General features: G+C 54.3%; 10 protein-coding genes. 6 read left to right on the top strand and 4 right to left on the bottom strand.

Annotated features, from left to right (window positions below):
* A complete protein-coding gene (locus tag VN12_RS19105) occupies nucleotides 1-1,482 on the top strand; it encodes an ankyrin repeat domain-containing protein (protein ID WP_146678310.1) in 1,482 nt (493 codons plus the stop codon).
* Between the two features lie 40 nt (nucleotides 1,483-1,522).
* Here the strand turns inward: VN12_RS19105 and VN12_RS19100 are convergent, their stop codons facing one another.
* The gene (locus VN12_RS19100) at nucleotides 1,523-3,496 is read right to left on the bottom strand and encodes a hypothetical protein (RefSeq protein ID WP_146678309.1); all 1,974 of its coding nucleotides are present in this window, start codon (nucleotides 3,494-3,496) and stop codon (nucleotides 1,523-1,525) included.
* Nucleotides 3,497-3,627: 131 nt separating this feature from the next.
* Here VN12_RS19100 and VN12_RS19095 point away from each other — a divergent pair, with 131 nt between their 5' ends.
* A complete protein-coding gene (locus VN12_RS19095) occupies nucleotides 3,628-4,674 on the top strand; it encodes a hypothetical protein (RefSeq protein WP_146678308.1) in 1,047 nt (348 codons plus the stop codon).
* Nucleotides 4,675-4,705: 31 nt separating this feature from the next.
* On the opposite strand, the gene VN12_RS19090 is transcribed toward VN12_RS19095, so the two are convergent.
* Together VN12_RS19090 and VN12_RS19085 are read right to left on the bottom strand one after the other, a co-directional pair.
* Nucleotides 4,706-5,311 carry an HAD-IA family hydrolase gene (locus VN12_RS19090; protein WP_146678307.1) on the bottom strand — a complete coding sequence of 202 codons (606 nt, stop codon included), beginning with the start codon at nucleotides 5,309-5,311 and terminating at the stop codon, nucleotides 4,706-4,708.
* Between the two features lie 59 nt (nucleotides 5,312-5,370).
* A complete protein-coding gene (locus VN12_RS19085; RefSeq protein ID WP_146678306.1) occupies nucleotides 5,371-6,861 on the bottom strand; it encodes a GntP family permease in 1,491 nt (496 codons plus the stop codon).
* A 178-nt stretch (nucleotides 6,862-7,039) separates the two neighbouring features.
* Here VN12_RS19085 and VN12_RS19080 point away from each other — a divergent pair, with 178 nt between their 5' ends.
* From VN12_RS19080 to VN12_RS19065, 4 genes are all read left to right on the top strand, one after another.
* Complete coding sequence (locus VN12_RS19080; protein ID WP_146678305.1) at nucleotides 7,040-8,743, top strand: M28 family peptidase; 1,704 nt, start codon at nucleotides 7,040-7,042, stop codon at nucleotides 8,741-8,743.
* Between the two features lie 155 nt (nucleotides 8,744-8,898).
* Nucleotides 8,899-9,285, top strand: a complete 387-nt coding sequence (locus VN12_RS19075) for a hypothetical protein (protein WP_146678304.1) — start codon at nucleotides 8,899-8,901, stop codon at nucleotides 9,283-9,285.
* A gap of 107 nt (nucleotides 9,286-9,392) precedes the next feature.
* The gene (locus VN12_RS19070; RefSeq protein WP_146678303.1) at nucleotides 9,393-9,788 is read left to right on the top strand and encodes a hypothetical protein; all 396 of its coding nucleotides are present in this window, start codon (nucleotides 9,393-9,395) and stop codon (nucleotides 9,786-9,788) included.
* Between the two features lie 93 nt (nucleotides 9,789-9,881).
* A complete protein-coding gene (locus VN12_RS19065) occupies nucleotides 9,882-10,571 on the top strand; it encodes a DUF2314 domain-containing protein (protein WP_146678302.1) in 690 nt (229 codons plus the stop codon).
* 498 nt (nucleotides 10,572-11,069) lie between these two features.
* Here VN12_RS19065 and VN12_RS19060 read toward each other — a convergent pair whose 3' ends face one another.
* Nucleotides 11,070-11,288 carry a hypothetical protein gene (locus tag VN12_RS19060; RefSeq protein WP_146678301.1) on the bottom strand — a complete coding sequence of 73 codons (219 nt, stop codon included), beginning with the start codon at nucleotides 11,286-11,288 and terminating at the stop codon, nucleotides 11,070-11,072.
* Nucleotides 11,289-11,366 lie beyond the last annotated feature (78 nt).

Raw genomic sequence — 11,366 nt, 5'->3', positions numbered from 1 at the left:
ATGCTCGATCCCATTCTTCGAACCGTCAAAAAAATTGCAACGTCTCTGCTGATGGCCGGAGCAGTGGTTTTCTACGACGCTCCATCGCGGGCTGATGACGCACTCGAAAAGCTCTCCTCGAAGCAATCGGTCGATATCGCTGAGCTTGCGGAACAGCAACGCTGGGATCTCCTACGCGCGAAAGGGAAACTCGCCTCCGAGTTGCTCAATGCCCCGCAACAGGATGGTATGACAGCTCTTCATTGGGGAGTGAGACACGGTCGGCATGATATCGTCCAGTGGTTGCTCGACGCCGGAGCAAACCCAAACGCCAAAACGTACTACGGTGTCACTCCCTTAACCATTGCATGCACCCAAGGTGATATGGCTAGCGTTCGATTGCTTCTCGATGCCAAAGCGGATGCAACGACGCTTGGCCCGGGGGATGCGACATTGCTTATGATCGCCTCCAGGCAGGGGAATGAGAAAATTGCGGAATTGCTGCTCCAATCGGGGTGTTCGGTGAATGCCACGGAACGCAATGGTCAGACCGCGTTGATGTGGGCCGCTGCAGCGGGAAACACGGACGTCGTCAAGACGTTGCTCGCATCGGGTGCAGACAGAGACCTATCGCTCAAGTCAGGATTCAATGCGTTCTTTTTCGCGGTTCGCCAAGGCCATATGGAGACAGTGGACCTCTTTCTATCGACCGGAACGGACGTGAATCAAGGGATGAACGTCCGATCGGGCGGGGGGAGGAACGCTGCCAATCAAACGTCTTCACTGATTTTAGCGGTGGAAAGCGGGCACTTCGAGCTGGCGTTGCATTTGGTGGGACGGGGGGCAGATCCGAACGATCAACGCTGCGGATACGCAGCACTCCATGCGATCAGCTGGGTTCGGAAGCCCAGCAGCGGTGATGGAGTGGATGGAGATCCACCCCCTCGCGGATCGGGACAAGTCAGCAGCCTCGAGTTCGTACGCCGGCTAATTGCACTGGGAGCCGACGCCAATCTGACTTGCAAGAGCACGAGACCGCCAGGAAAAGCTGCGCTGAATCGCAATGGCGCGACCCCCCTTCTGCTCGCTTGCAAAACGGCCGACCTGCCCCTCATCCAATTATTGGTTGAGCTCGGGGCAGATCTGAACCGACCGAATGCCGACGATTGCACGCCTCTCCTCGCAGCGGCCGGTGTTGGAACGGTCGCGGTGGACGAAGAGCCCGGCACCGAGTCAGAGGTGCTGGAGGTTCTCGATTACTTGCTGGCCGAAAAGATGGACCTCCACCACGTCGACAAGAATGGCGAATCGGCGATGCACGGCGCAGCATATCGGGCCTATCCCAAAGTGGTGCGGCTCCTCAAGGCACAGGGCTTGAAAAGCGACACTTGGAATCATAAGAATCGACATGGCTGGACACCGCTGGACATCGCGGATGGAAAACGGCCAGGAAGCGTCAAGCCAAATCCTGCGGTCCGGAAGGCATTGGAAGAGTCCTTGTAACGAGACTCTTTTCGATTTTCCTCGGTTAGCCCGCTGGTTGTTATAGGTTCAAAGACCTCGTGCCAGCTTTGTCTTTATCCATAGGTTTCAGATCCTTGAATGCGACCCGATCCGGTCGATCGCGTCCGACTTGGATGGTATGCAATCCGCTGGAGTAAACACGCGGCTGAAATCGCGAGCCAGCAACGCGAACCGTATAAAGCACTTCGCCGCCTGTCTGTTCGATGACTTGTACGACGGGATTGCTTCCCCCCTCGAACACCAACTCCGGCAACCAACCGACAATGGATCGACTATCGTTGGCATCCATCGCGATGGTGATGGGCCAGCCCGGGAATTGCTCGGAATCACCTTTCTTCACGTCGCAGAAGCGAGGCCAGCATTCAAAGGTAATGGTTCGCTTCTCCTTGTTGAATCGCGCGATTCCGTATCCATCCGCTCGCTTCTTTTCGTCTCTGATATCTTCGGGGTTGGCATACGCCAACATGCTGATTCGATTTCCAAGGCCATCGAGGAAATCGCCGGTCCAAGGCAATGGGCTGTTGGGGACTGGATTGGAACCCGGCATTTCGTCGAGCGGATGCCACCAACGCCCGTAAATCGTGTTTACCAACGCAGGACTGGTAAAGGCATAGGGGCCATCGCCATGGGAATCGATGCCATGCTTGACGACAACGGCCAAGTGTTGGTCGCCGCATAAGTGAACCGCCCATGCTTGACGAATAATCGAAAGAGCGCGTTTTCGCGGAGTTTGGGGCCAGCCGTTGCAATCCAAATCGGCCAAGAGCCTGCCATCCACTTTGCCATGCATGTGCACCGCCCCGCAGAATGCGGTTTGGGATAACACCGCTTTCATAGTCGCTCCGGCCCAATCCTCCGTCCACGCGCGCAAGAACTTTTCCTGGCGCTCGCCTAAGAGTTGCAGGCCTGGCAAGTCGACTGACTTGGGGTCGTACGCATCATCGTTGATGTGGTCGGGACGCGGTCCCATCTTCGGGATTTTGCCGTCAGGCCCCATCTTGAATTTTCGGTCCTCAAGAATGGCGAAATCGATTCCACCTAGCAGGAGCCGAGTGAAATAGACTTGAATGTCTCGGTCGACAGGGGCGGGGTCGACCGCGTCAGGGAGATGCCAGGCTTGCTGCCGTTGCACTTGATTGACATACGCGACAGGGTAGCGATAGCCTCCGTCTGCATCCCCCGGCGTCACAGATTGTTTGCCGTTTTCTCCCCACAAGTTACCGTGTCCGACATCGTGATCATCGGGAATGCATACCACGGGGCGATTGCGAAAGGTCTCACGGAATTGCAGACCGAACTCAATCCAGCCTGCGGTGTGTTCGGTGTGACGATAGGTTTGGTCCCCGCTGAAGAAGAGAAGATCGGGATCCTGCGCGAGAACATTCTGCACGATCTCGGTCCGTTCCCCGATGGTCTTGCTGGAGTTGCACGAGAGGTTTCCAACGACGATCTCGTTCTTGTCCGCAGGGTCGCGGCGAATGCGTCCCTCAAAGAATGCACTTTCACCGTGGCGAATGCGGTAGGGAACATCGCGCGAAGCGTCCCACTTCTCGACTCGAAAATGGGCGTCCCAGCCAGGATAGAGAACTTGGGTCGTGGCGGCCTGTTGCCATTTTCCGTTCTGTTGAAACTCCAGATGGACGTCGCGAGACTCGCCCGGTTTGAGCGGATACAGCTGTGCGCTGATTTTCAATATTCCCGCATGATGAAGATAAATCGCGAACACGACGACTTGATCGCGAGGTACGTTCATCGAGGGGGCTGGGGACGCTCCTCCTCGCCGGACTTGGGTGTTCCGGTTATTAGCGGGTCGCGTCCACCATTCGCCCGTCGTCAGCGATTCTAGGTTGGGAAATTCGTCTCCAAACGGCTTCACAGCGTCTTGAGCGGCGAGATCCAAATCAGGGAGCACTAGCGAACAGGCAGCAACCGATGCGGCTGTTTTCAACGCAGATCGGCGATCGATGTGGAGAGAATGGTGGTTCGTGCTCATGTGGGGGCTTTTGCGAGTAGGGTGCGCTGTGAAATTAGTACAGTGAGATTGGTTCTATGAGATTGGTACTGCATCTATTCTATCTCGCTATACTTTGCCATGTTTTACGTATTCCTCTATTGCACCCCGCCATGCCGAAAAACCAAAGCTGGACAACTTTGCTTTTGAATACGCTGATCGCGATGGCTTGGATGATTTCTGTCTCGTTGAGCCAAGATCCTGAGTCTTTGCTAGAGGAGCGAATTGCTGCTGGAACAGAACAGACTTATGCCGACGTTTTGGAATCGTTTTGTGAGCGATCGGTCTTTCCAAAAACGATGCAATACCGCGACTCGACCTTGAACTTTGATTTCTGCGTCGTGGAATCGATCTCGCGAACCGCTAACTCCTACCGGTGGGTTTGTCGGGCGAAGTACTCAGGGGAGGTAGATGGTTACTTGTTTTCCCCAGAACGCATACGTTTGGAGTTTTCGAATGAACAATGCCTTGTGAATCAAGGTGACCTGCAAGGCAAAATCGAAACAGAGTCCATTGTTCGGTGGATGGGCGAAGACGATCCCTTTCAGCGAACGGATCTATCAGCCCCTCCCTCGCTACGTCGATATGACGCTGCGGTTTTCCATCCGGAGCAACTACGACTCCATCTGTTTCTCGAAGATTTCTATTACAAATGGGATCCTCAGAACAATGAGCTGAGCCGAAGACTACGCATCACCGATGGAGAATGGAATGGAGTCACTCCTTACTTGGATGCCTCTGTTTACCATCCTCGGTATAACAAGATCTATTTCTTTCGCAGGGATCGATACGAACGCTTTGATTTCAGCAATGGAGTTGGGAAATCAGACAAGTCGGGGCGAATCGCGATCGATGGGTGGTGGCGCTTATGGACCACGGGGATCGATAGCGCGCTGCTCCGCTCACCTGACGAAATCGTTTTCTTTCGCAACGATGAGTTCCGACGTTTTCGCTTGCCCGACGACTTTGCCAAGTCTCCTGAGAAACGGGTATCGGATCCTTTGTGGTCCCAACTTCCCGATGGCCGGATCGACGCTTCGTTTGACTGGAATGGCAAGCTCTATTTTTTGATCAACCGCGAGTTAGTCGAGCTCGATGCGACTCGATCGATCCCGGTGCGCAAGGGGCAGCCACGCGACTTCGGATGGAGTTTTCGCTGAGTGATTTCGACCGCTCGCTGGAGGGACCTTCTTATGCCCAACGATCGATCGTCTGCATCAAGCGGTCTGCGTTGACAAAGACTTGCGTTTGCCACCCTCGCTTGCTCGCCGCTTCGATGTTATCCGTTCGATCGTCGGTGAAGAAAATTCCCTGCGGCGAAACCCCTGCTCGCTGCTCTGCTTGCTCGTAGATCCCACTGTCCGGTTTCATGCTTTTGGCTTCAAACGAAAGGATCACCGGTGAAAACCAATCGACGACTTGTGGATAGCGTTGTTGCACGATCCATTGCCAGTGGGCTTCGCACGTATTCGAGAGCAGGCCCATCGGGATCCGCAATTCCTGGACTCGCTTCAGCACCGGCAAGATATGCGTATTGGCGATAAACATGTCCGCAGCCGCTTCTAGCATGGGTGCCACCGCAAGCGGTTTATCCAGATGCTGTGCGATTCGATCGACAAATTCGCTACCGCTGATGTGTCCTGTCTCGTACGCGATCTGCAACTCGGTATCCATCACCGCGGCCCGCATCTCGCTCGGTGTGACACCGGCTATTTTCGCCATCTTGCGAAACGCCAAGTCGTGATCGAAGTAGAGGAGGACATTTCCCAGATCGAAATAAAAGAATTCAGGTCTCATCAAGTCTCAAACGGAAAGGGACACCAAGAACGGTTGGCCAAGCAAATATCACACCCACACTAAGGGGCGACGACGCTTAACGGTAAGATCCAGGAAGCGATCAGAGTCGTGACAAGCCCGGTGACCGACAGGACACACAACATGACACTCCACGATTGAAGTGTCTCTTTTTGGGTGAATCCCCCCAACCGGCTCACCACCCAAAATCCGCTATCGTTCATCCACGAACCAAACATGGCCCCCCAGCCGATGGCCAAGTATATATAGACGGGGTGAACACCCATCGAGGTGTCGAGCATCCCTTTCACCATCCCGGCAGTGGTAAGAATGGCAACGGTCGCGCTCCCCTGTGCAACGCGAATCACCGACGCCACGACCCACGCGAGGATGATCAAATTGACTTCGCGCCCGCTCGCCAGTTGCTCCACCGCAGTCCCGACTCCCACAGTCCGGAGCATAAAGCCAAATGCTCCCCCTGCGCTCGTGATGAGAATGATCATTCCTGCCGTTTCCAGAGGCTGTCCGATCAAACGCTCTAGCCCGTGCAGTGATATCCCCTTTTGACGGAGTAAGACCAACACGGAGATTCCCGCCCCGATCAACAACGCAATGTTTTTGTGCCCAATGAAATCGACGGCGCCACGGATGTTGGTGAAAAGTTCGAGCCCCATCGCGTTGACTATGCCTTCGCACCAAGCCATCTTTGCCCCTTCTTTGAATGCTCCGTTGGCAACGATCTGCATCAAGGAGGAAAAGCCGATGAGTACGATCGGGAGAATGACTGGCATCACCGACGCCAAGAACGAGGGAAGCTTTGACTCCTCGACTTCCATTTCGTTCGCGCTGACCCCTGCACTGGGCATGGTGGTGCTGCGAGAATTGGCCCAAACACAGAAGTAATAACCGACGACAGCGGGAATCAATCCTCCTAACAACCCAGCCACCAAACTGAGGCCCGTATCGACTTGAAGCTCATCCACCATCGCCAAGGGGCCGGGGTGGGGAATGGTCATCGAATGCGTAATGACACCGCCGCATGCCGTGCACATTGCGAAGAGCATATAGTCTTTCCCCGTTCGCCTCGCCAAGGCTTGAGCCAGCGGAACCATGAGCATGAACATGGTGTCGAAGAAGATGGGAATGCTCAGCAAATAAGTCGACCATAACAAAGCCCAGCCCGCATTCTTGTAACCGAAGAAAGCGAGGAAGCGTCGCACTACCTTGTCCGCCGCCCCACTTTCCATCAAACACATCCCGATGATCGATGCAAAGGCGATCGAAATGGCGATGTCCCGGGCTGTATCGCCCAAGCCTTTCGCGGTTAGTTCGACAACGCCTACCAATCCAGGCATGCTTTTAATCTGCCCGTCCTTTTGAACGACATCCCACGTCTCCTTGTTCGCGGCGACGCCTGCGAGAAGGGAAGCGCAGATCAAAGCCACAAAGGCATGCATCCGAAACTTGGCAATGGCCAAGATGATGAACAGGACGCTGATAAGAAGGACGGCCAGCGGCCAAAGAGGACTCGAGGTGAGATCTTTGAAATACATAAAACGTGTCCGAACGGGAGGGAAGTTCGCGCCAGGGCGATTCGATTCACTAATTTAACCGCATTCTCACCTCCTTCCATCCGCGATAGGAGTTGGGGCGTGAATATCGCAAGTTTCTTCGAAAAAATCGATATACTATCCCGGGCATTCTCCGTTCTCGAAACTTGGAAACCAACGCATGTATGCCAACTTGCCCAATCGATCTCGCTGGATCGTGTGCCTCTCCGTATGGATCGCGAGCTGGAACTGCTCCCTCTTTACCACCTCCACGCTGTGGGGCGAGGAGCCTCTGGACTCGATTCTTGCGAACGTCCAGGAGCATCAACTGCACGGTCATATTCAGTTTCTCGCCGATGACCTCTTGGAGGGGCGAGGCCCTGCGTCGACGGGAGACAAACTGACGCAGCTCTATCTGGAAACACAGTTCAAAGCATTGGGACTTAAACCAATCAAATCCTTAGGCTCCTACCGCCAACCATTTCCGATGATCGGTCAGCTTTCCCAGCCGGAAAAGGAGTGGAGTTTTAGCCAAAATCAGAAAGCGGTCGGAGAACCATTTCGATACTTCGACGATTTCATCGCCGTCGCCGGGAAGCCGGAGAAAATCAATCGGGTGGCGGATGCCGAAGTGGTCTTCGTCGGCTATGGCATCCAAGCTCCCGAGTTTGATTGGGACGACTACAAAAACGTCGATCTTCGGGGCAAGATTTTGTTAATGATGAACAATGACCCCGAGCAAGATCCGAATCTCTTCGCCGGAGCTCGCCGGCTCTACTACGGTCGCTGGGATTACAAATACGAAAGCGCTGCAAGACAAGGTGCTGCGGGGGCGATCATCATCCATACGGATCCTTCCGCGGGTTACCCCTTTAGCGTGATCCAAACGTCTTGGACCGGCGAGGAGTTTGAGCTTCGCGATAGCCAAGCGCCCCGTATGGATCTCAAAGCTTGGATGACGGATGCGGCCACGAAGCGAATGGTCGCGTCCGCAGGATTCGATTTGGAACAGCTTCGGGCCAAAGCGGAGAGTCGCGATTTCAAGCCTGTACCTCTCGGTATCGCCCTAACCACATCCTTCGCATGCGAAGCGAGGGAACGCGAGACGGCAAACGTACTAGCCGTCCTTCCCGGCACCGATCCGAAACTGCAGGACGAGTATTTGGTGTTCATGGCGCACCACGATCACATCGGTATTGCCGCGAGCCGGGATGAAAAAGGTGACACGATCTATAACGGAGCGATCGACAACGCATCCGGTACGGCCGCACTGCTGGCGATCGCCGATGCGATTGTCCATAGCGGTGCACAACCTCGACGTTCGATCTTGTTCGCGGCCGTCGGTGCGGAAGAGCAGGGGCTGCTCGGTTCCAAATACTTTGCAGAGCATCCGCCGATCCCTAATGGAAAGTTGACCGCCGTCATCAACATCGACGGACTGAACTTTTTGGGTCCGACTCGGGATGTGCAGGTTATCGGATTTGGGAAAAGTTCGCTCGATGCCCTCGTGACCGCTGCAGCTCAGTCGCAGTCGCGAACCGTCATTCCGGATCGAGAGCCGAGCAAAGGCTATTACTACCGCTCGGATCAATTCTCGCTGGCCAAAGTGGGCGTTCCTGGTTTGTATCTTCACTCTGGTTATGAAGTGATTGGTAAACCGGAAGGCTGGGGCAAGAAGCAACTTGATGCTTGGACCGATCGCGACTACCACCAGCGTTCGGATGAATACAATCCCGATTGGGATCTCTCCGGCGCGGTCCAAGATATCCGGCTCTTGCTGCAAGTCGGCTGGCAATGTGCCAACCAAGAAACGATGCAGACATGGAATCCTGGCGATGAATTCGAGCTCCCGCGTCAGCAAGCATTGGAGGCTGCCAAGGAGTAGTGCAGTCCATTTGGAATGACTCGTAGGGATGCTTAACCTTGCGAATCGGGGACCCAAATCTCGCAGCGGATGCACTCAACGTCTCGATCAACCGGCCTTGGGTATTCCATGCTTTCCTCGCTCCACGTGAGTGATCCTTTTCGTTCGTGACTCAAATGCACCCCCACGAAGAATCATTGATCCGTTCGTTTATTCAGCCGGCACGGCGACTGCGGTGGCTTCAATGCTTGCAGTCCGCGAACAAGCGGGGCCGAATGTTGGATCGCTTGAATCATTGCCGTGACTTCGATACCAGATTTACTAGCGCCTTATCTCCCAACGTGCATGTTCAAGACGTGTTGGCGGCTCGGAACGCGCCGAAAACTTGCTACGTACTGTCAGCGAACGATAGCATCGATGGGCGAGAGATGGAACTTTCCGACGCCATTGAGCAGGCAAAACTCGGAGGCTGGGGAACGCTGATCGGATGTATTCCCAATCGCCTCGCCTACTACTTTGACGAATGCGGGGAGCGCCAGATGCTTTTGGAGCGTGACGTTTAGGCGTCGCCACGATACAATTGCTACGAATCGAGAATATCGCCGGACAATGCGATGCACTGGAGCGGCGAAGTCGATCCATCACACTTTCGCGTCAATGTTAAAGTTAGATGTCCACTCCCAATCTTCGAGAATCGATCGATAGTCTTACACTTTCCCAATTCCGACGATTGGGCATTGCGTTTTGCTATCGTCTACGATGCGACCAAAAAGACAAGCGACTGGGGAAGGCATTGCGCAGACTGGAAAGATCACTGGGCCCACCGCCCAACGATCAGCTGCGACGCGATGCGTTGAACGCAGCCAGTTCCATTTATCGAGACTTGGCGCAAACCAATCACGTCTTGAGGGCCGCGGCATGTACCCTTGTGTGTGCATGCTGGGATGAGCACACCCCGAATCTCATAGGTAACTTCTACGCTGCTTTGCGTGAAGCAGAGTGCCTCAGCAGTGAGGAAATTGACGCTACGCTGAAGCAAATGATCAATGCTGTAATCGATGTATAAAAAAGCGTTGGACGCGAAGCCGCCGATCGCGTCGTTTCTAAGGTCAATGTTGATTGGCGACGGCCCAGTCAATGCCGCTGTGGTGTGTGGAGAATGAACGTGGAACCTGAAAGCGACGAGCTCGTACCCGTCTTCATGCCTGCACTAATCCTCCTTCTTGGCCACGCGGAAGACAAGAAAGGCTCGCCGCTCTCAAAGGACGAAGTTCACTCGATTCGTGACAGCGGTACCTGCATCATGATGGACGTTGGCGACGCACGCAAAATGGATGGGGCTCGCGGATACTCTGACATCGATCCGGAGAACTGTTGGCATGATTGGCAAATGGCTCGCCGGGAAATGGGCCGCAAAACGGACATGGATCCCGGTCCACGGTTTGACTTTGTCCAGTCGAATGACCCTGCTTATCAACAAACGATTCGAGATGCCCAAGAATCGATCGGACAATTTCGCACAATGCTACCATCGGATGGTTCGGCACGGCCTGACGCGCTCATCAAGACAAAACTGGTAGATGGCAACAATAGCGCATTCATGTGGCTCAACAACACCGCGACCGAAGGCGACAACTTCAGTGCCGAACTGTTTGAAGTACCGGACACTCTGCCGAATTACGCGATTGGCGATCGATACGTTGTGGCGCTCGATGAAGTGACCGACTGGATGGTCAATGAAAATGGTCGCCTTACTGGTGGATTTTCAATACGTTATCATCGCGATCGTATGACTGAGTCCGAAAAGCTAAACTTGGATCGGCACATCGGTGTCACAGATTATGCTTGACCGGCCAATGCACCACCGTCGCCGCGGGTGCCTTTCGGACTTTTGGAAGCGCGGTTTCCGGCGACATCGGTGACTGCCCCCATTGTCATTCATACGCACTGCACGTGCTCAGTGAAACGGTGCTCGTACTCGTACTCGTACTCGAATTCGTACTCGAATTCGAATTCTAATCGAATCAAAAATCACCGATTGTTTGTTTGACCATGATCTACTCGACGCTTTTCGTCTTTCGATCGAGTACGTCGCCGATGCTTTTAATGCTTCGTGTTGGCCGGAGGGGCGTCATTGTCATTCCCACGATCAAAGGTCACGTGTAGCACAATCGATTACGTTCTAATCCAATCGACGATTACGATCACGAGCACCGCGATGCTGAGAACGAGCACGAAGTATCGTCCGACGTAAGCTAGGTTGACGAAAGTTTGGATGGGCCGCTTTTACATGGATTGAGTCACTTGATCGGTGTCACGGATCAAATCGGTTGTTTGCCATAGGTTATCACTCATACTCATCACGCTTGTCGTGGCGGCGGCGAAGTGATGCCCCCATTGTGGAAAGAAGAAACTCGACGGGGTAGACTAAACAACGAAGCGGTGCGATTGGCCCTTGAGAATCGCATGCATCCGAGCCCGCGGTCGGGGCGGCTTTGAAGTCAACGCGTATCGCGCTAGCCCACGGATGCGAATCGTTCGCCGAGTTAAGAAATCGTGAATCCATACGCAGTCTCCAATTCGTGCGGGAGTACTCTTCCTAGGCAACACCGGAGGAATCCCGCCAAACTTAGGTTGATCCTTA

It is taken from the genome of Pirellula sp. SH-Sr6A (assembly GCF_001610875.1).
In the GTDB taxonomy this organism is placed as follows: Bacteria; Planctomycetota; Planctomycetia; order Pirellulales; family Pirellulaceae; genus JBKCUI01.
This window is presented reverse-complemented; position numbering and strand designations above follow the sequence as displayed.